At 73.1% G+C, this 18,922-nt stretch carries 19 protein-coding genes; 10 read left to right on the top strand and 9 right to left on the bottom strand.

The window, feature by feature from the left end:
• Positions 1-134: 134 nt before the first annotated feature.
• Positions 135-986 (bottom strand): nitrilase-related carbon-nitrogen hydrolase, encoded by an 852-nt coding sequence (locus VKZ81_RS02115; protein ID WP_324239653.1) that lies wholly within the window; start codon positions 984-986, stop codon positions 135-137.
• Positions 987-1,159: 173 nt separating this feature from the next.
• On the opposite strand from VKZ81_RS02115, the gene VKZ81_RS02110 reads away from it, so the two are divergent.
• The 5 genes from VKZ81_RS02110 to VKZ81_RS02090 all read left to right on the top strand — a co-directional run bounded on the left by VKZ81_RS02110 (position 1,160) and on the right by VKZ81_RS02090 (position 5,468).
• Entirely contained in the window at positions 1,160-1,717 is a 558-nt protein-coding gene (locus tag VKZ81_RS02110) for a DUF5134 domain-containing protein (RefSeq protein WP_324239652.1), read from the top strand.
• 140 nt (positions 1,718-1,857) lie between these two features.
• The gene (locus VKZ81_RS02105; protein WP_324239651.1) at positions 1,858-2,118 is read left to right on the top strand and encodes a hypothetical protein; all 261 of its coding nucleotides are present in this window, start codon (positions 1,858-1,860) and stop codon (positions 2,116-2,118) included.
• Positions 2,115-2,366 (top strand): hypothetical protein, encoded by a 252-nt coding sequence (locus VKZ81_RS02100; protein WP_324239650.1) that lies wholly within the window; start codon positions 2,115-2,117, stop codon positions 2,364-2,366. Before VKZ81_RS02105 ends, VKZ81_RS02100 begins: the two co-directional genes overlap by 4 nt.
• Positions 2,367-2,373: 7 nt before the next feature.
• On the top strand, positions 2,374-5,115 hold the full coding sequence (locus tag VKZ81_RS02095; RefSeq protein WP_324239649.1) for an FtsK/SpoIIIE domain-containing protein: 2,742 nt from the start codon (positions 2,374-2,376) through the stop codon (positions 5,113-5,115).
• A complete protein-coding gene (locus tag VKZ81_RS02090) occupies positions 5,112-5,468 on the top strand; it encodes a hypothetical protein (protein WP_324239648.1) in 357 nt (118 codons plus the stop codon). Before VKZ81_RS02095 ends, VKZ81_RS02090 begins: the two co-directional genes overlap by 4 nt.
• 33 nt (positions 5,469-5,501) lie before the next feature.
• On the opposite strand, the gene VKZ81_RS02085 is transcribed toward VKZ81_RS02090, so the two are convergent.
• Entirely contained in the window at positions 5,502-6,278 is a 777-nt protein-coding gene (locus tag VKZ81_RS02085; RefSeq protein ID WP_324239647.1) for a maleylpyruvate isomerase family mycothiol-dependent enzyme, read from the bottom strand.
• A 44-nt stretch (positions 6,279-6,322) separates the two neighbouring features.
• On the opposite strand from VKZ81_RS02085, the gene VKZ81_RS02080 reads away from it, so the two are divergent.
• Entirely contained in the window at positions 6,323-7,261 is a 939-nt protein-coding gene (locus tag VKZ81_RS02080; RefSeq protein ID WP_324239646.1) for a MerR family transcriptional regulator, read from the top strand.
• A 21-nt stretch (positions 7,262-7,282) separates the two neighbouring features.
• Here VKZ81_RS02080 and VKZ81_RS02075 read toward each other — a convergent pair whose 3' ends face one another.
• The 4 genes from VKZ81_RS02075 to VKZ81_RS02060 form a co-directional block, all read right to left on the bottom strand.
• Positions 7,283-7,465 carry a DUF6104 family protein gene (locus VKZ81_RS02075; RefSeq protein ID WP_324239645.1) on the bottom strand — a complete coding sequence of 61 codons (183 nt, stop codon included), beginning with the start codon at positions 7,463-7,465 and terminating at the stop codon, positions 7,283-7,285.
• 16 nt (positions 7,466-7,481) lie between these two features.
• Positions 7,482-11,276: a multifunctional oxoglutarate decarboxylase/oxoglutarate dehydrogenase thiamine pyrophosphate-binding subunit/dihydrolipoyllysine-residue succinyltransferase subunit gene (locus tag VKZ81_RS02070; protein WP_324239644.1), complete on the bottom strand. Its 3,795-nt coding sequence runs from the start codon at positions 11,274-11,276 to the stop codon at positions 7,482-7,484.
• Between the two features lie 171 nt (positions 11,277-11,447).
• On the bottom strand, positions 11,448-12,251 hold the full coding sequence (locus tag VKZ81_RS02065; RefSeq protein WP_324239643.1) for a hypothetical protein: 804 nt from the start codon (positions 12,249-12,251) through the stop codon (positions 11,448-11,450).
• A 139-nt stretch (positions 12,252-12,390) separates the two neighbouring features.
• Positions 12,391-13,422: an LLM class F420-dependent oxidoreductase gene (locus VKZ81_RS02060; RefSeq protein WP_324239642.1), complete on the bottom strand. Its 1,032-nt coding sequence runs from the start codon at positions 13,420-13,422 to the stop codon at positions 12,391-12,393.
• Positions 13,423-13,476: 54 nt separating this feature from the next.
• On the opposite strand from VKZ81_RS02060, the gene VKZ81_RS02055 reads away from it, so the two are divergent.
• From VKZ81_RS02055 to VKZ81_RS02040, 4 genes are all read left to right on the top strand, one after another.
• A complete protein-coding gene (locus tag VKZ81_RS02055) occupies positions 13,477-13,938 on the top strand; it encodes an NUDIX domain-containing protein (protein WP_324239641.1) in 462 nt (153 codons plus the stop codon).
• A 135-nt stretch (positions 13,939-14,073) separates the two neighbouring features.
• Complete coding sequence (locus VKZ81_RS02050) at positions 14,074-14,853, top strand: SGNH/GDSL hydrolase family protein (protein ID WP_324239640.1); 780 nt, start codon at positions 14,074-14,076, stop codon at positions 14,851-14,853.
• 19 nt (positions 14,854-14,872) lie between these two features.
• A complete protein-coding gene (locus VKZ81_RS02045) occupies positions 14,873-15,793 on the top strand; it encodes an ATP-binding cassette domain-containing protein (protein ID WP_324239639.1) in 921 nt (306 codons plus the stop codon).
• The gene (locus VKZ81_RS02040) at positions 15,775-16,614 is read left to right on the top strand and encodes a hypothetical protein (protein WP_324239638.1); all 840 of its coding nucleotides are present in this window, start codon (positions 15,775-15,777) and stop codon (positions 16,612-16,614) included. Before VKZ81_RS02045 ends, VKZ81_RS02040 begins: the two co-directional genes overlap by 19 nt.
• A gap of 9 nt (positions 16,615-16,623) precedes the next feature.
• Here VKZ81_RS02040 and VKZ81_RS02035 read toward each other — a convergent pair whose 3' ends face one another.
• From VKZ81_RS02035 to VKZ81_RS02025, 3 genes are read right to left on the bottom strand one after another with little or no spacing between them, the layout of a single operon-like run.
• Complete coding sequence (locus VKZ81_RS02035; RefSeq protein WP_324239637.1) at positions 16,624-17,376, bottom strand: amino acid ABC transporter ATP-binding protein; 753 nt, start codon at positions 17,374-17,376, stop codon at positions 16,624-16,626.
• Positions 17,373-18,041, bottom strand: coding sequence for an amino acid ABC transporter permease (locus tag VKZ81_RS02030; RefSeq protein WP_324239636.1), 669 nt, complete (start codon positions 18,039-18,041; stop codon positions 17,373-17,375). The genes VKZ81_RS02035 and VKZ81_RS02030 overlap by 4 nt, the downstream gene beginning before the upstream one ends.
• On the bottom strand, positions 18,041-18,799 hold the full coding sequence (locus VKZ81_RS02025; protein WP_324239635.1) for an amino acid ABC transporter substrate-binding protein: 759 nt from the start codon (positions 18,797-18,799) through the stop codon (positions 18,041-18,043). The genes VKZ81_RS02030 and VKZ81_RS02025 overlap by 1 nt, the downstream gene beginning before the upstream one ends.
• Positions 18,800-18,922: the final 123 nt, after the last annotated feature.

Genomic DNA, 18,922 nt, shown 5'->3' with positions numbered 1-18,922 from the left:
CGCATCCTCGCCCGCGCCTGGCTGCACGTGATCTGGAAATGCTGGCAGACCAACACCCCCTACCACCCCGCCCGACACGGCGCCGCACAAGCCCTCAACCGAGATCAACACGCGACGGCTTGACACAGGGCTACTCATGCCTGCACCAGCGGGCCGTAGGCGTCGGGGCGGCGGTCGCGGTAGAACGCCCAGTTCTGGCGCACCTCGTCGATCAGCCCGAGGTCGAGGTCGCGCACCACGAGCTCCTCGTCGCGGTCGGAGGCCACGTCGCCGACGAACTGGCCGCGCGGGTCGACGAAGTAGCTGGTGCCGTAGAAGTCGTTGTCGCCGTACTCCTCGACGCCGACCCGGTTGATGGCGGCCACGAAGTACTCGTTGGCGACGGCCGCGGCGGGCTGCTCCAGCTTCCACAGGTAGGACGACAGGCTGCGGCTGGTGGCGCTGGGGTTGTAGACGATCTGGGCTCCGGCGAGGCCCAGCGCGCGCCACCCCTCCGGGAAGTGGCGGTCGTAGCAGATGTAGACGCCGACCTTGCCGACGGCGGTGTCGAACACCGGCCACCCGAGGTTGCCCGGGCGGAAGTAGAACTTCTCCCAGAAGCCCTTGACCTGCGGGATGTGGTGCTTGCGGTACTTGCCGAGGTAGCTGCCGTCGGCGTCGATCACGGCCGCGGCGTTGTAGTAGTTGCCGGAGCTTTCGATCTCGAAGACCGGCACGACGAGCACCATCCGCAGCTCCTCGGCCAGCGCCTGCATCCGCTGGATGGTGGGCCCGTCCGGCACCGGCTCGGCCCACTTGTAGTGCTCGGCGTCCTGCACCTGGCAGAAGTACGGCGCGTTGAAGACCTCCTGGAATCCCATGATCTGCGCACCCTGCTCGGCGGCCTCGCGCGCGTACTTCTCGTGGACATCGATCATCGAGGCGGTGTCACCCGTCCACTTCGCCTGCAACAGCGCCGCGCGCACCACCCGGGACTCTCCCGCCATCGTCAGACCTCCGATGTCATCGCCCAGAAGGGGACACCTTCGAACGCCGACCGGTCGCGCCGCAAGACCCAATCGGGGCGGTGAAGATCCCGTCACGCGCTCGTGTCATGGCGGAAACGATTGTCGCTTGTTTCACTTTTCCTGGTCCGCTCCAATCGAGCCGGGGGCGATGCATGGCGGTAGCGGGGTGGGTGCTCGGTCTGGTTTCGATCGCCTGCCTCGGCGGCGGTCTGGTGCACCTGGCGCGGGTGGTGGTCGTGCGCTCGCGCATCCCCGGCGAGCTGTGCCACGCCGCCATGGCCGTCGGCATGGCCGCGATGTTCTCCCCGCTCGGGGACCCGCTGCCGCGTCCGGTGTGGACGGTGGTGTTCGCGCTCGGGCTCGTGTGGTTCGGCGCCGGGGCGGTGCGCGGCAGGACCCTCGCGGGCGACGCGGGCCACCACGCCGTGGGCTGCGCGGCCATGCTCTTGATGCTGGCCGCGGGGCACGGCGCGCACGGGCGCGGGGCGGCGGGCGCCCTCGGCGTCGCGTCGGTGGCCGCGCTGGCGCTCACCGGCTACTTCGCCTGGCACGCGCTGCGCTGCGCCGACCGCTGCCGCCGGGCCGACCTCGGGCCCGGCGCCGCCCCGGCGACCCTGCGGACCCACCCGTTGGCGGATCCCAGGCTCGCGGCCGGGGGGCAGCTCGTCACCGCTGCGGCCATGTCGGTGATGCTGCTCGGGATGGTCTGAGCCGATCCGATGACGCCGTTCGGGGCTGATGCGGAAAAAGGGGGCAAGTCGGTAGCGAGCCCTACGCGGCGGGTAGCCGGATCGAGGCTAGATTCCCACCGTACGACTGGGCTCGGTCACGACGGGGAGTTGCAGGAGAGATGGCGAGCATCGAAGAGGTCCGGGCCGGCATCGCGCTGGCCAACGACAAGGCCTCGGAGAGCCTCGGTGCGCTGCAGCAGGCGCATTCCTCCCTCCAACAGGCGCAGAGCGCGCTGCAGCAGGTGACGGAAGGCAGCACGCAGGCGGACGTCTCGGAGGCGAACGGGTTGCTCGCCCAGGCCGTCGGCAGCATCAGCGAGGTGCAGGGCCAGGTGCAGGCCGCGATCCAGGCGTCCGAGGGCGTCGCCAACCGGCTGTGACCGACCTGGGGGAGATCCGCGCCGTCCTGGCGGGGGTGGCCGAGCAGCTCGGCAGCGCCTACCAGCAGGCGGGGGTCGCGCGCGCCCGGATCGCCGACGCGAAGGCCGTGCTCGACGAGCTCGGCGAGCAGCACTCCGAGCCGCTGGTCCCCGCCGAGCTGCTGCAGGCCGAGCAGGAGCTGGAGCGCGGCCTCGGGCTGATCAACAGCGGGGCGGTCGCGGTCGACGCCATCCAGGCCAGGTTGTAGGCGCGACGTGGTACGCGGGCGCAGCAAGCGGCAGGAGCGCATCGCCGGTGCGTTCGACGCGCTGTGCGTCGCGGTCGCGCGCGCCCTCGGTGCCGCCGAGGGGGCGCGGGAGGCCGCGGTGCGCGCGCACGCCGAGGCGATGGTCGAGATGTGGCTGCGCGAGGAGGGGCTCGACGCGGCCGAGGTCGACCCCGGCCTGCGCGGGCTGCTCATCAACCCGGCCCTGGCCGGGGTGGTCGACCGGGTGCGGCGCGACCGCGCGGCCGCGTTCGAGCAGTGGCTCGCCACCGGCCCGCGCCGGCTCGAGCAGATCGTCGCCGAGTCCGCTCCCGGCCCGGCGGGCGACGACCCCGACGAGTGGCTCGGCCAGGTCGGCAAGGTCGACGGGGCGGGCCCGGTTCCGTCGCTGTGGCGGATCGGCACCGGGCGGGTCGGTGGCGCGGAGCCGGGGTTCCCGGTCGCGGTGCCGCTGCTCGACGAGTCGCACCTGCAGATCACCTCCACCCACGACGGGCGGCTGCGCGCCGAGGCCCTGGTGGAGAACCTGCTGCTGCGCGTGATGAGCACCTTCCGGCCCGGGGTGGTGCAGCTGCACGTCTGGGACGTCGGCCGGTTCACCGGGTCGCTGCCCGGCCTGTACCCGCTCACCCGCACCGGGCTGCTCACCGTGCACGACCCCGGCATGCTGGAGGAGCTGCTCGGGGAGCTGTCGGACCGGATCCGGCGCGTCCACACCCGGGTCCTGGTCGACGGGCACCCGTCGCTGCGGGCGCTGGCCGAGACCACCGGCGGGCGCACCGAGCCCTGGGTGGTCGCGGTGCTGCTCGGCAACCGGTCGGCGCTCAAGGACACCGAACACCGGCAGCTGCAGCGCGTGGCCCGCGACGGGCCCGCGTGCGGCGTGCAGCTGGTGCTGCTGGACGTGCCGATGACGGTCAACGCGCCGATCGAGACGATCCGCGTCGACGACGGCGGGCTCGCCACCACGTCGATGACCGGGCCGCACGTCACCGTGGAGCCGGACCCGCCGCTGCCGCAGGCCGAGGTCACCCGTGCCGCGCACGCCATCGCCGACGAGCACGAGCGCTGGCGCAGCCGGGTCGCGACGTTCGCCGACCTCCTCCCCGCGCGGGAGGAGTGGGGGACGTCTTCGTCGGTCGCCGGGCTGCGGGCGCCGGTGGGGTTCGCCGACGGGATGCCCGCGCAGGTCACGCTGGCCGACGCGTCCCCGCACGCGCTGATCGGCGGCCCGAGCGGCTCGGGGAAGACCAACCTCCTGCTCACCATGATCAGCTCGATGGCCGCCCGCTACGGGCCGGACGAGCTGGAGTTCTACCTGCTCGACTTCAAGGAGGGGGTCTCGTTCGCCCAGTTCGCGCCCGGGCGGCGGGACCGCACCTGGCTGCCGCACGCGCGGCTGATCGGCGTCAACATCAACACCGACCGCGAGTTCGGGCTCGCGCTCCTGCAGTTCCTCTCCGACGAGATGCGCAGGCGCGCCGAGGCGGCCAAGGCGCACGAGGTGACGAAGCTCGAGGAGCTGCGCCGCGAGGACCCGCGCGGCCGCTGGCCGCGGATCGTCGCGGTGATCGACGAGTTCCAGTACCTGTTCGCCGAACGCGACGCGGTCACCCGCCAGGCCACCCTGCTGCTGGAGGACGTGGCGCGGCGCGGCCGCTCCCAGGGCATCCACCTGGTCCTGGCCAGCCAGGACGTGTCCGGGATCGAGGCGTTCTGGGGGCGCCCGGCGATCTTCGAGCAGTTCGTGCTGCGGATCGCGCTCCCGCGCGCGCGGCGGGTGCTCGCCGACCTCAACGACGCCACCCTCGGCCTGCCGCGCTGGCACGCGGTGATCAACCACGAGTCGGGCATCACCCACGGCAACGAGGTGGTGCGCATCCCGGACGCCACCGGCAAGGGGTCGGTCGACGAGGTGCAGCGGATCCTGCACGAGATCTACGGCGCAGAGGCCACCGAGCCCCGGCTGTTCGACGGCAGCCGCTCGCCCCGGCTGGCCGAGCTGCTCGCCGCGCTGCCGGCGGGCGACCTGCCGCGTGCCGTGGTGGGCCAGTGCATCGACGTGGCCGGCAGCCCCGCCGCGGTCGGCATGCCGGACGTCCCCGGGCGCAACCTGGGCGTGCTCGCGTCGATCGGGCGGGAGGCGGTCGACGTGCTCGGCGCCGCCGCCGCGTCGCTGGCCGAGCAGCACCCGCGCGACACCCTCGACGTCGTGGTCGCCCCGCTGACCGCGGAGGCGGTCGACCCCGCCGAGCGGCTCGCCGAGCGGGTGGTCCGCGCGGGGCAGCGGGTGGAGACCGTCCGGCTCGACGGGTTCCGGGCCCGCGTGGAGGCGATGGCGCAGGAGGTGACCGAGCGGCTGGCCGGCACCGCCTCGCGGCACCCGGTGGCGTTCGTGCTCTACGCCGCCGACGCCGCCGAGACCGCGCTCGACCGGGCGGGCACGGACGCGCTGCGCAAGGTCATCCACTTCGGCCCGGAGACCGGGGTGCACGTGCTCGGCTGGTGGCGCAGCCCCGCCCGGCTGAAGGCGCTGCTCATGATGGGCGCCTCGCCCGACGACCTGGGGGCGTGGGTGGCCCTCGACGTCCAGGGCTCGGAGGTGCAGCCGTTCGTGCCCGGCATGTTCGTCACGTGGTCGCCCCGGCCGGGGCGCGGCCTGCTGTTCGACCGCGCGCAGCACACCCAGCCGGAGGTGGTCATCGTGCCGTCGCTGGAGGAGGGCCCGTGAGCGCGGCGCGCGAGTACAAGGACGTCGTCGCCGGGATCGCGGCGGCGGCCGAGGAGCTGCGGGAGCGGGAACGGAAGCGGGCCGCGGCGCTGAACCGCGAGCTCGTCGGCCTCGGCGAGGCCATGGCGCACGCCGAGGAGCGGGCCGGCCTCACCCGCCTCGGCGTGGAGCTGCACTGGGAGGCCGCGCTGGAGGCGCTGTGGGTGGAGTCGTGGATGAAGCTGCGGCCCCGCCCGGCCCCCGACCGCCGCGCCGACCCGGCGCGGATCGACGAGTACGACGCGGAGGTCGAGGCGCGGGCGGCCGAGCTGCAGGCGGCGACGCGGCGCCGCTTCGGCCTGCCGCGCCGCTGAACCCCGCCGTTCGCCGGGAACCGGGTGCGCGGCTCAGAACACCGTGCGCGCCCGCCAGTGCTCGAGCAGCGCCCGGTCGCCGCTGACCGCGACCCGGGCCTCCTCGGGCCGGGCGCGCCGGGAGAACACCAGCAGCAGCTCGGCCACGGGCCCGGCCACCACCACGTCCGCGTCCGCGGTCCGGCGCTCCCACGTCACGCCCCCGGGCCCGCGGGTGATCAACCAGCCCGGGGCGGCGTCGCCCGCCCGCCACTGCAGCGTCTGGCCGTCGCCGCGCAGCTCGACCAGGTCGGGCTTCAGCGCGGCCGCGCCCGCCGCCGCGATCAGCTCGAGCCCCTCGCTGATCGCGTCGGCCGCGAGGTCAGGGGCGACCGCGAACGGCCGGCCCGCCGCGGCTGCGGCGTCCGCGAGGTGCACCACCGAGTCGGCCAGCATGCGCCGCAGCCAGAACCGCGCGGGTCGGTCGCCGAGGAACGTCCACACGACCGTCTCCGGGCCCACCTCGGTGACGGCGGCGACGAGGTCGTCGGTGCTCTCGCGCAGCCAGCCCGCCCACTCCCGCGGGGGGCCGAGCTCCGCGGCGCGCGGTTGGGGGGTCGGCGCCGCCGCCCGGCTGCGCACGAGCTCGCCGCTCCACCGGTACGCCTGCCCGATGTGGCCGACGAGGTCGCGTACCCGCCACTCCGGGCACGTGGGCACCGTGGCCTGCGGGTCGAGGCCCTCGACCGCCGCCGCGAACGCCTCCGTCACCTCGTGCAGGCCCGTGACCAGCCGGTCGACGCCCAGATCGAGGCGCAGCATCTGATCCATGGCCGTACCGTAGGAACTCCACCGTGCTGGAGGTTCGACCGATCGTGACGCAGGACACACCCGAGCTGGGCATCGGCGACCTCGCCGCCCGGACCGGGGTACCGGTGCGCACGATCCGCTTCTACTGCGACGAGGGGCTGCTCGAGGCGCACCGCAGCGCGGGTGGGCACCGCCGGTTCCCGCGATCGGCGGTGGATCGGCTCGACCTCGTGCGGCGGCTGCGCAGGCTGGGGCTCGGGCTGCCCGCGATCGCGAGCGTCCTGTCCGCCGAGCGGTCGCTGCCGGAGGCGGTCGCGGCCGAACGCGCCGCGCTCGACGTCGAGCTCGCGGCGCTCGCCTGGCGCCGGGCCGCGCTGCGGGCGGTGGAGGAGGCGAGCCCCGCCGAGCGGGCGGCCCGCCTCGACCTGCTCGCCGCCGCCCACGACCGCACCGCGGCGCACGACGCGCTCGTGGCGTTCTGGCAGCGGATCATGGCCGTCCGGCTGCCGGGGCACGTCGAGTCGATGTTCTTCGAGGCGAGCGCGCCGCGGCCGCCCGCGGAGCCGACGCCCGCGCAGGTGGTGGCCTACGCCGAGCTGGTCGCGCTGGTCGCCGAGCCCGGGCTGGGGCGCAGGCTGGCCGCGCGGGCGTGGGCCAACGGCCGCCGCATCGCCGACGAGACCACGCTGCTCGCCGGCATCGGCGAGGCGTGCGAGCTGGCCCGCCCGCTCGTGCTCGCCGGGAGCAGCCCGGTCGCCTGCGCCGCCGTGGACCGGTTCGTCGCCGCCTACGCCGAGGTCATGCGCGGTGCCGACACCCCGCGGTTCCGCCGCGAGCTGCTCGCCGCGACCGCGGTCGACCGGGACCCGTTGCTGCGCCGCTACTGGACGTTGATCGGCGAGGTGACCGGTGACCCGGCGCCCGTCGGCACCGCGCAGGCGTGGCTGCTCGACGCGCTGGAGCGCCAGGCCGCGCCGACGGGCCGCGCCCGCACGGCGTCCTGACCGCGCGGGCGCGACCCGCCGTCACAGGTCCAGGTCGTCGGCGTCGTCGCGGGCGAGGAAGCTCGCCACCCGGTCGACGGCGTTCTCGAACTCGGGGTTGAGGTCGACGAAGGCACGCAGCCGCTCGGCCAGCCACTCCACGCTGACCTGCTCGTCGCCGCGCCGCTCGACCAGCTCCTCGATCCCTCGGTCGGTCGCGTACACCCCTTGCTGCTCCTGGTTACTCCGCGAAGGCCTCGTCGATCAGGGCGGCCTGCTCGACCTCGTGCACCTTCGACGACCCGGCGGCCGGGGCGGCCATCCGCCGCCGCGAGACCCGCCGGAACCCGGCCAGGCGCGGCAGCTTCGAGGGCAGCTCGAGGCCCATGAACGGCCAGGCACCCTGGTTCGACGGCTCCTCCTGGACCCACCGGATGTCCTCGGCGTTCGGGTAGCGGTCGAGCACGGCCGCGAGCTGGCGGTCGGGCACCGGGTAGAGCTGCTCGATGCGCACCAGCGCGGTGTCGTCGATGCCCCGCTTCTCCCGGGCCATGGCCAGCTCGTAGTACAGCTTGCCGTAGCAGAGGATCAGCCGCCGCACGCCCGACCCGTCGCCGTCGCGGAACTTCGGGTCGTCGATGACCGGGCGGAACTGGCCGCCGGTGAAGTCGGCGAGCGGGCTGACGGCCTGCTTGGCCCGCAGCATCCACTTCGGCGTGAACACCACCAGCGGGCGGCGCACCCCGTCCATCGCGTGGCGGCGCAGCAGGTGGAAGTAGTTCGCCGGCTCGGTGGGGATGGCCACCGTCATCGAGCCCTCGGCGCACAGCTGCAGGAACCGCTCGATGCGACCGGAGGAGTGGTCGGGTCCCTGCCCCTCGAGCCCGTGCGGCAGCAGCAGCACCACGTCGGACATCTGGCCCCACTTGGCCTCACCGGACGAGATGAACTCGTCGATGACCGACTGCGCCCCGTTGACGAAGTCGCCGAACTGGGCCTCCCACGCCACGAACGCCTCGGGGTTGGCCACGGAGTAGCCGTACTCGAAGCCGAGCGCGGCGAACTCCGACAGCGCCGAGTCGTAGGGCAGGAACCGCTCCTGGTCCTCCGACAGGTTGCGCAGCGGGTAGTACTCCTCGCCGGTGCGCCGGTCGATGATCACCGAGTGGCGCTGCACGAACGTGCCGCGCCGGGTGTCCTGCCCCGCGATGCGCACGAGCTTGCCGTCCATCAGCAGCGAGCCGAACGCGATCAGCTCGCCGAACGCCCAGTCGACGTTGCCCTCGCGCGACATCTGGTAGCGCCGCTGCAGCACCGGCTTCACGCGCGGGTGCACGGTGAAGCCTTCGGGCAGCTCCACGTGGACGTCGCCGACGCGGTGGATGACCTCGAGCGGCACGGAGGTGTCGAGGTCGGTCGGGACCGACTGCTCCTTCTCCACCGACGGGCTCGGCGCGGGCGGGGTCTTCTCCAGCTCGCGGACCTCGTTGAAGACGTGCTCCAGCTGGTTGGAGAAGTCCTTGAGGGCGTGCTCGGCCTCCTCGACGGTGATGTCGCCGCGGCCGATCAGCGACTCGGTGTAGATCTTCCGGACGCTGCGCTTCGAGTCGATGATGTCGTACATCGCCGGCTGGGTGATCGAGGGGTCGTCGCCCTCGTTGTGGCCCCGGCGCCGGTAGCAGATCATGTCGATGACGACGTCGTTGTGCCAGCGCTCGCGGTACTCGACCGCCAGCTTGGCCACCCAGACGCACGCCTCCGGGTCGTCGCCGTTCACGTGGAACACCGGCGCGTCGATCATCTTCGCGACGTCGGTGGAGTACTGCGACGAGCGCGAGTGCTCGGGCGCGGTGGTGAACCCGACCTGGTTGTTGATGACGACGTGCACGGTGCCGCCGGTGCGGTAGCCGCGCAGCTTGGCGAGGTTGAGCGTCTCGGCCACCACGCCCTGCCCGGCGAACGCGGCGTCGCCGTGCAGCATCAGCGGCAGCACGGTGAACCCGCCCTCGCCCTTGTCGAGGATGTCCTGCTTGGCGCGGACGATCCCCTCGAGCACCGGGTCGACGGCCTCCAGGTGCGACGGGTTGGACGCGAGCGACACGACCGTCTCGCCGTCGCCGAACATCCGGAAGTACTTGCCCTCCGCGCCGAGGTGGTACTTCACGTCGCCGGAGCCGTGGGCCTGGCCGGGGTCGAGGTTGCCCTCGAACTCGCGGAAGATCTGGCTGATCGGCTTGCCGACGATGTTGGCCAGCACGTTCAGCCGGCCGCGGTGCGGCATGCCGATGACGACCTCGTCGAGCTCGTGCTCGGCGGCCTTGTCGAGGATCGCGTCGAGCAGCGGGATCACCGTCTCGCCGCCCTCGAGCGAGAACCGCTTCTGCCCGACGTACTTGGTCTGCAGGAACGTCTCGAACGCCTCGGCCGCGTTGAGCTTGGAGAGGATGTACTTCTGCTCGGCCTGGCTCGGCTTCTGGTGCGGCACCTCGAGCCGCTCCTGCAGCCACGCGCGCTGCTCGGGATCGGCGATGTGCATGTACTCGGCGCCGATCGTGCGGCAGTAGGCGTCGCGCAGCACGCCGAGCACGTCGCGCAGCTTCATGTGCTGCTTGCCCGCGAACCCGCCGACCGCGAACTCCCGGTCGAGGTCCCACAGCGTGAGCCCGTGGGAGAGGACGTCGAGGTCGGGGTGGCGGCGCTGGCGGTAGTTCAGCGGGTCGGTGTCGGCCATGAGGTGGCCGCGGGTGCGGTAGGCGTCGATCAGCTCCATCACCCGGGCGGTCTTGTCGACCGCGCCCTCGGGGATGTCCTGCACCCAGCGCACCGGCTCGTACGGCACCCGCACCGAGCGGAAGATCTCGTCGTAGAACTCGTCCTCGCCGAGCAGGAGCTGGTGCACGCGGCGCAGGAAGTCGCCGGACTCGGCGCCCTGGATGATCCGGTGGTCGTAGGTCGACGTCAGCGTGATGATCTTGCTGACGCCGATCTCGGCGAGCTTCTCGTCGCTCGCGCCCTGGAACGGCGCGGGGTACTCCATCGCGCCGACGCCGATGATCGCGCCCTGGCCCTGCATGAGCCGCGGCACCGAGTGGTTGGTGCCGAGCGTGCCGGGGTTGGTGAGCGTGATGGTGGTGCCCGCGAAGTCCTCGGCCTGCAGGTTGCCGGTCCTGGCCTTGTGGACCATCGCCTCGTAGGCCGACCAGAACTGCGCGAAGTTCATCGTCTCGCAGCCCTTGATCGAGACGACGACGAGGGAGCGCGAGCCGTCCTTGCCCGGCAGGTCGATGGCGAGCCCGAGGTTGACGTGGTCGGGCTGCACCACGACCGGCTTGCCGTCCACCTCGGCGTAGTGCCGGTTCATCACCGGGAAGTCGGCGAGCGCCTTGACGACCGCGTACCCGATGAGGTGCGTGAACGAGACCTTCCCGCCACGCGTGCGCCGCAGCTGGTTGTTGATGACCACGCGGTTGTCCGCGAGCAGCTTCGCGGGCACCGCGCGCACGCTCGTGGCCGTCGGCACGGACAGCGAGGCGTTCATGTTCTTGACGACCGCGCCCGCCGCGCCGCGCAGCGGGATCGTGGTGCCGCCGGAGAGGTCACCGGCCGGCTGCGCGGGGCGCGCGGCCTGGGAGGTGCTGCCCGCGGGTGGCTTGTCGGCGGTGGCCTTCTTCTTCGCGGCGGTGCTGCCGTTGGAGGCGCCACCGGCGGCGGGGGGCGTGAGCGCCGTGCGGTCGGCCGCCCGCTTGCGCTCGCTCGGCTCCGCGGGCTCGGCGGCGGGGGTGGGCGCGGGAGCCGTGGGCGCGTCGGACGGGGCGGACGGGCGCCCGGGCCGCTGGGCCGCCTCCTGCACGGAACCGGTGCCTGCCGAGTCGTCGACGGTGGCGGCGGCAGCGGTGGGGCGGTAGTCGGCGAAGAACTCGTGCCACGCGGGGTCGACGTTGTTCGGGTCGTCGAGGAAACGCTGGTACATCTCCTCGACGAGCCATTCGTTCGGCCCGAACTCGTCTGCTGGACTGGACGTACTGCTGCTGGACACGCTGATGACCGCCTTGATCGGATCGCATCGACATCGCCGAGGACTGCACGCCAGGTTAGTCCTCGCGTTCAGAGGGCGGGTACCGCACACGGGAGGCACGCGCCTGCACCGGTCAAGGCGTCGGTTCGGTGAACTTCCGCAGGCCTGCAGGCCCGAACCCGGCCAGGCCCGCTAGGCCGCCGGGAGATCGCCCTCGGCGTCGACGACCGCGGTCCGCACGGCCGTGGTGCTGATCACGGTGCCCGCCCGCAGCCCGGACCGGGAGTCGGTGCGCAGCGTGTCGCGTTCGCCGGCGAACTGGCCGTCGGACGGGTCGAGCAGCAGCTCGGTGCGGGTGCGCCCGGCGTCGTGGACGATCGCGAAGCACTCGTGCCCGTCGACGTTGCGCGCGTCGTCGGTGAAGCTCACCCCGGGCAGCTTCGACAGCGCCTTGAAGAACGCCGCCCGCAGGTCCGCGGGCACCAGCGCGGTGCGCAGCGCCGTGACGGCCGCCGCGAACGGCCCGAACCAGCTCCCCGGGTTCTCCTCGATGAGCCGGTCGAGCAGGTCGGACGGGTCGCGGGGCAGCCGCTGCAGGAACTCCGGGGTGGGCGACTGCCAGCTGCCGCGCCGCGGCAGCCGCGGGCGCGGGCAGAACGCGGTGTCGAGGTCGAGGCCCAGCTCGTCGGAGTCGCGCGAGGTGTCGAAGTCGCCGTAGCGGGCGCGGAAGCGGCCGACGGGCGCCACGTCCTGCAGGTCGAACCCCTCCTCGCGCGCCTGTTCCGCCGAGCCGGTGAGCCACTCCTGCGCGCCGGTGAGCTCGCGTTCGAGCACCCACTCCTTCTCCGGGTCCGCCGGGATCCACTGCCTCAGCCGGTGCTCGGTGAGGTGCTGGTGGGGCCCGAACGTGCCGAGCCACCACGCGTGCGTCTCGACGAATCGGTACTGGTGCGGCGCCACCGGACGGTCGGACACGGCGATGGCGAGCTCGGTCAACGCACGCTCCCTGCGGTCGGCGACGGTCCCTCAGAGTGTGACCCAGTAACCGTGCGTGATCGATCCGCCCTTGCGCAACGATCGCGATCGTGACGCGGGCGACGCGCGGCGCGTGCGTACGGTCACCGCGCGGGGATCTTCAGGAGATCCACTCCTTGACCTGGCCGAGCACCTTCGGCACGTCGGAGGAGACCGGGTTCACGTGCAGGTGCGTGATCCCCGCCTCGCGCAGCACGGCGATCCGCTCCTTCACCCGCGCTGGCGGGCCGATGAGCGTGGCCCGGTCGATGAAGTCGTCGGGGAGCGCCGCGGCTGCCTCCTCCTTGCGCCCCTCGAGGTAGAGGTCCTGCACCACCCGTGCCGCGTCCGGGTAGCCCTGGCGGGCGAACACGGTGTTGTAGAAGTTGCGCCCGCGCGCGCCCATGCCGCCGATGTACAGCGCGAACATGCCCCGGGCCAGCGCGCGCGCCGGCTCGAACACCTCCTCCTCGATCGCGAGCACCCCGCCGCCGGTGATCTGCAGCGGGCCGAGCTCGGGCGCCCGCTTCGCCGTGCCCGCGTCGAGGGCGGGCCCGAAGACCTCGCGGAGCTTCTCGGGCACGAGGACGTGCGGAAGCCAGCCGTTGGCCAGCTCGGCGGTCATCTCGAGGTTCTTGTCGCCGAGCGCGGCCACCCAGATCGGGATGTCCGCCCGCCGCGGGTGGTTGATCAGCTTCAGCGGCTTGCCCAGCCCGGTGCCCCGGCCCTCCGGCAGCGGGATGGGGTAGAGGCCGTCGTTGGTGAGCCGCTCGCGCCGCCACACCTTGCGGCAGATCTCGATGACCTCGCGCGTGCGCGCGACCGGCTTGTCGTAGGGCACGCCGTGCCAGCCCTCGATCACCTGCGGCCCGGACGCGCCGAGCCCGAGTATCGCGCGCCCGCCCGACAGGGCGTCGAGCCCCGCGGCCGTCATCGCGGTGAGCGCGGGGGTCCGGCTGTAGATCGGCAGGATCCCGGCGCCGATCTGCACGCGCTCGGTGCGCGCGGCGAGGTAGCCCATGAGCGACACCGCGTCGAAGCTGTACGCCTCCGCGACCCACACGACGTCGAGGCCCGCCCGTTCCATCTCGACCACCGACTCGGCGTTGCGGACGGGGTCGTCGCCGTAGGGGAGCTGGGTCGACAGCAGCATGGGCGGTGATGTTACCGGCGAGTCACCTCGCGTGGGGGGTCGTAAGGTGCCGGTGTGAGGTTCCGCGTCGTCCCGGCCGCCTACGTGTTCCTGCTCCGCGGCACCGGCGCGGGCACCGAGGTGCTGCTGCAGCTGCGCAGCGGCACCGGATACCGGGACGGGCACTGGGCGGCCGCGGCCGCCGGCCACGTCGAGGCGGGCGAGTCCGTGTTCGAGGCGGCCTGCCGGGAGGCCGTGGAGGAGGTCGGGGTCAAGATCGACCCGGTCGACCTCGAGCCGCTGACCGCGATGCACCGCACCCACCGCAACGACGACCCGATCGACGAGCGGGTCGACTTCTTCTTCGGCTGCCGCCGCTGGGTGGGCGAGCCGCGCCTCGTGGAGCAGGCGAAGGCGGCCGGGCTGGGGTGGTTCCCGCTCTCCGCGCTGCCCGACCCGGTGGTCCCGCACGAGCGGTACGTCCTCGAGGCGCTGCGCGACGACCGCTTGCCGACCATCACGACCTTCGGCTTCTGACTGCGGCGCCCCCTCTTCTCGCCCGCTCCCGCAACTGGATACGGTGACGATCCCCACCCGCGTGCAACCCCCGTGCCGGCGGGTAGTCACGACCACTCGGAGTTCCCCATGAGCTCTCCATTGCAGGTCCCTCGGATGCGCGCCGCAGCGCGTCGCGTGAAGGCGGGTGGCGAGCGCTTCCTCGGGGGCGTGCTGCCCGGAGCGTCCGCCCGCAGGCTGCAGATCAAGGCGTTCGCCGACGAGTGGGCGGCGGCCAACCTGGAGGCTCGGCGCGGCACCGGGCCGCTGTGGATCGTCCTGGGCGACTCGGCCAGCCAGGGCATCGGCGCCACCCGGCGCGAGACCGGCTACGTCAGCGTCGTGCACGAGCGGTTGCGCCGCCGCGACGACTGGCGGGTCATCAACCTCTCCCGCGCGGGCGCGGGCATCGCCGACGTGCTCACCCGCCAGCTCCCCGAGCTCGTCGAGCTCACCCGCGACCAGTCCGCCGACCTGGTCAGCTGCATCGTCGGCGCCGAGGACATCGCCCGCCGGGTCCCCGGCCTGGACGTGTCGCTGCGGCAGCTGCTCGCGTCGCTGCCGGTCGGCACGGTGGTCGGCACGTTCGCCCGCGGGTCGCGCAGCGGGCTCGCCGCCCGGCTGGACGCGATCACGCGCGAGGAGGCCGCGCGGCACCAGCTGCGCGTGGCCGAGCTGCCGCCCCGGTTCGGGCCGGGCGTGCGGGGCCGGGAGCGCAACCCGCTCGGCGACGTCGAGCACGCCGGGTGGGCCGACGCCGTCCTCGCCGCGATCGACGGCCCGCCCGTCGAGGTGGCCACCTCCACCGACCCCGAGCTCCCGGTGGTGCGCGCCGACGGGGCGAAGGAGCCCGCGGGCGCGGAGAAGGCCGCCGACGGCGCGTCGGCCGACGACTGACGCGGGGCCGGACGACCTGGTGCAGGAGGACCGGACCGGCCGGATCACCGTCCGCGACCTGAGCAAGCGGTTCGGTGCCGTGCAGGCCGTCGACGGGCTGACGTTCACGGTCGAACCGGGCGCCGTCACGGGGTTCCTCGGGCCGAACGGGTCCGGGAAGACCACGACGCTGCGGATGATCCTCGGGCTGGTCACCCCGACGGCGGGGGAGGCGCGCATCGACGGCGTGCCGTTCGCCGAGCTGCCGCAGCCCGCCCGCGCCGTCGGCGCCGTGCTGGAGGCGCAGGGCTTCCACCCCGCCCGCACGGCCCGCGCCCACCTCCTCGCGTGCGCCGCCGCGATCGGCGTGCCCGACGAGGCGGTGGAGCACGCGCTGGGCACCGTCGGGCTGGGCGAGGTGGGTGGCCGCCCGGTGGGCGACTACTCGCTCGGCATGCGGCAGCGGCTCGCCCTGGCCGCCGCGCTGCTCGGCGACCCGCCCGCGCTGGTGCTCGACGAGCCGGGCAACGGGCTCGACCCCGAGGGCATCGCCTGGCTGCGCACGTTCCTGCGGGCGTTCGCCGCGCAGGGCCGCAGCGTGCTGATCTCCAGCCACCTGCTCGCGGAGGTCGAGCAGACCGCCGACCACATCGTCGTGATCAACCGCGGGCGCTGCGTCTACCAGGGCTCGCTCGCCGAGCTGCGGGGCTCCCGCGACGCCCGCGTGCTCGTGCGCTGCGCCGACCCGGTGCGGCTCGCCGACGCGCTCGCCGCCACCGGCGTGCTCGAGATCGACACCCTGCCCGACGGCTGGCTGGGCATCGCGGGCACCGACCCCGTCCACGTCGGGGACGTGGCGCTCGGCGCGGGCGTGGCGATCTACGGGATGGTGCACGAGCGGGTGGAGCTCGAGCAGCTGTTCTTCCAGCTCACCTCGGAGCCGTGGCAGCCGTGGGGGTGAGCGCGGTCGCGGCGCCGGTGCGCGCGGAGGTGCGCAAGGTGGCGTCGACCAAGCTGTGGTGGGGCCTGCTGGTCCCGGTCACGCTGCTGTCGAGCATGATCAACCTGTTCGGCGGGGTCTTCACCGCGGCGTTCCCCGAGTCGGAGCGGCTGCCGCTGCTGCTCGGGTCGCTCGCCTACGCGCTGGGATTCACCGGCGTGTTCGCCGCCGTGCACGGGGTCGTCGCCGCGGCGGGCGAGTTCCGCCACCGCACGATCACCACCACGTACCTCACCACCCGCGGCCGCGCGCCGGTGCTGCTGGCGAAGATGCTCGTCAGCGCGGGCGTGGGCGCCTGCTACGCGGTGGCGACGGTGGTGACGGGGATCCTCGCGGGCGTCGCCGCCGACGGGGGCGCCGGGTTCCCCGACGCCGGCCCGCTGCTCGCCACGATCCTGATCGGGACCGTGGTCTCGGCGCTGTGGGGCGCGCTCGGCGCCGCGTTCGGCACGGCGGTGAGCAACCAGGTCAGCGCGCTGGTGTCGCTGCTGCTGTACCTGATGGTCGGCGAGCTGCTGCTCGGCGCGGTGCTCGAGGCGGCCGATTCTGCGGCGGTCCGCGCCCTGTCGTCCTACCTGCCGGGCAACGCCGGAGAGATCGCGATCTACGGCATCCCGGTGCGGGAGATCGCGGGCCCGCAGACGGCGCCGCGGCTCGTCGAGCTGCTCGCGGGCGTCACCGACCCGCCCGGCTGGGGGGTCGCGCTGCTGGTCGTCGCGCTGTGGACGGCGGCGGCGGGCGCCGTCGGCGGGTGGGTCGCCTCCCACCGCGACATCACCTGACCCGCCCGGTCAGATCGGATTCAGGATCCGGTCGAGGAACTGCCGGGTGCGGGCCTCGGCGGGCTCGGTGAGCACGCGCTGCGGCGGCCCCGACTCGACCACCACGCCGCCGTCGAGGAACAGCACCTGGTCGGCCACGTGTTGGGCGAAGCGGATCTCGTGGGTGACGACGACCATGGTCCAGCCGTCCGATGCCAGGTCCTTGATCACCCGCAGCACGTCGCCGACCAGCTCGGGGTCCAGTGCCGAGGTGGGCTCGTCGAACAGCATCAGCTTCGGCTTCAGCGCGAGCGCCCGCGCGATGCCGACCCGCTGCTGCTGGCCGCCGGACAGCTGGAACGGGTACTGGTCGGCCTTCTCGGCCAGGCCCACCTGATCCAGCAGCCGCCGCGCGTCGGCCACGGCTTCCTCCCGCGGCCGTTTCTGCACCACCACCGGGCCCTCGATGATGTTCTGCAGCACGGTCATGTGTGGGAACAGGTTGTGGTTCTGGAACACCATCCCGCTCTGCAGCCGGAACCGGGTGAGGGTGGCCCGGTCGACCTCGCCCGAGAAGTCCACCGTGAGATCACCGATGGTGATCACCCCCGTGTCGGCCCGGTCCAGGGCGTTCAGCGTGCGCAGCATCGTCGTCTTCCCCGACCCGGAGGGCCCGATCACCGCGGTCACCGAGCCCGCGGGCACGTCGAAGGAGATGCCGCGCAGCACCTGCAGCTCGCCGAAGGACTTCTCGACGTCGCGAACGGTCAGCAGGTCGGTCACTTCGCCACGTACCTCTCCAGCCTCGTCTCCAGCCGGATCTGGCCGAAGGACAGCACGAAGCAGATCACCCAGTAGTAGACCGCGGCCACCCCGTACAGCGCGAAGAAGTCGAACGTCGGCGCCGCGGCCAGCTGGGCGACCCGCAGCAGCTCGGTGACGAGGATCGTCGAGGCCAGCGACGTGTCCTTCACCAGCGAGATCAGCGTGTTCGAAAGCGGCGGCACCGCGGTGCGGGCCGCCTGCGGCAGGATGATGCGGCGCAGCGTCGTGGCGTAGCCCATGCCGATGGTCTGCGCCGCCTCCCACTGGCCCTTCGGGATGCTGAGGATCGCCGCGCGGATCACCTCGGCCGCGTAGCCGCCGACGTTCAGGCTGAACGCGATGACCGCGGCCGGGAAGGGGTCGATCACGATGTTCAGCTGCGGCAGCGCGTAGAACACGATGAACAGCTGGACCAGCAGCGGCGTGCCCCGGATGACCGAGATGTACCCGCGCGCCGCGAGCGACAGCGGCCGGATCGGCGAGATCCGGGCGAGCGCGACGAAGAGCGCGAGCACCAGGCCGAGCACGAAGCTGATGGCCGTGAGCGGCAGGGTCGTCGTGACCGTGGCCTGCAGCATCGGCCACAGGTTCCGCCAGATCAGGCCCCAGGTGCTCGCATCCACTACGAACCGCTGACGTCGACGCCGAAGTACTGCTCGGAGATGCGCTTCAGCGTCCCGTCGGCGCGCAGCTCGTCGAGGGCGCGGTTGACGTCGGCGATGAGACCGCTGTCCCTGCGCGCCGCGAACGCCTGCTCGCTCGTGTCACCGGTGGTGCCCGCGACCTTCACGCCCGCGTCGCCCTGCACCTTCTGGTACTCGGCCACCGCGAGCGAGTCGTTGACCGTGGCGTCCACCCGGCCGTCCTTGAGCAGCTGGACGGCCTGCACGAAGCCCTCGACGGCCTCGACGTCGGCGCCCGCCCCGCGGGCCACGTCGGCCCAGTTGCTGGTGGCCGACTGCGCGGTGGTCCTGCCGGCGAGGTCGGCGAGGCTCGTGATGTCGGTGTTGTCGGCGCGGGTGACGATCACGCCCTCCGACACCGTGTACGGCTCGGAGAGGTCGTACTTGGCCTTGCGCTCGTCGTTGATCGCCACCTGGTTGGCGACCAGGTCGAACCGCCCCGACTCGAGCCCGGCGAAGATCGCGTCCCACGGCGTCTGCACGAACTCGACCTGCTTGCCGAGCTTCTCGCCGACGGCCCGCGCGATCTCGACGTCGTAGCCGGTGAGCTCGCCGTCGGTGCCCTGGAAGCTGAAGGGGCTGTAGGTGCCCTCCGTGCCGACCCGCAGCGTGTTCTCGTCCGAGCCGCCACCCCCGCACCCGGCGACGGCGAGGACGGCCAGCAGCGCGGTGGCCGCTGTGATGATCGTGGAACGCACCGGGATCTCCTGTCGGTCGGGCCGCCTCGACCGGCGGTCAGCTTGGCACGAAGTACCCGGTGCAGCGCGCGTGCCTGCGGCGGTGTTCCGATCCGGGCGCAACGGTCACCGATTCGTGATCAC

The sequence above is a fragment of the Pseudonocardia sp. genome (assembly GCF_035305885.1).
Classification (GTDB): domain Bacteria; phylum Actinomycetota; class Actinomycetes; order Mycobacteriales; family Pseudonocardiaceae; genus Pseudonocardia.
Note: the sequence above shows the minus strand (reverse complement) of the source record. Positions and strands in the feature narration are given on the sequence as shown.